Source organism: Klebsiella sp. 2019SCSN059 (assembly GCF_021739525.1).
Taxonomy (GTDB): Bacteria; Pseudomonadota; Gammaproteobacteria; order Enterobacterales; family Enterobacteriaceae; genus Klebsiella; species Klebsiella quasipneumoniae.
This window is the reverse complement of the sequence record NZ_JAKKOM010000161.1, coordinates 1-327: the sequence shown is the minus strand read 5'-3', so window position 1 is coordinate 327 and position 327 is coordinate 1. Positions and strand designations below refer to the sequence as shown.

At 68.5% G+C, this 327-nt stretch carries 1 protein-coding gene; it reads left to right on the top strand.

What is annotated here, in order from left to right; all coding sequences use genetic code 11:
- Positions 1–35 precede the first annotated feature (35 nt).
- A partial coding sequence (locus L2I46_RS29405; RefSeq protein ID WP_236948423.1) for a hypothetical protein occupies positions 36–327 on the top strand: 292 nt, incomplete at its 3' end.

Below are 327 nucleotides of genomic sequence, written 5' to 3'. Positions count from 1 at the left end.
TTGTAGCCCTGCCAGGCGCAGTATGCACAGGGAAATTGACGCTTGTACCGTTATTCCGCCGGGTGGCGGCTGCGCCTGACCCGGCCTGGAGGGTCCTCTCCCAGGCCTACACCTCGCAGACCCGGCAAGCGCCGCGCCACCGGGCGATGACAGCAGGCACAGAGCCGATTTTGTGCCGGGTGGCGGCTGCGCCTTACCCGGCCTACAAGGTCCTCTCCCAGGCCTACACCTCACAGACCCGGCAAGCGCCGCGCCACCGGGCGATGACAGCAGGCGCAGAGCCGATTTTGTGCCGGGTGGCGGCTGCGCCTGACCCGGCCTGGGGTT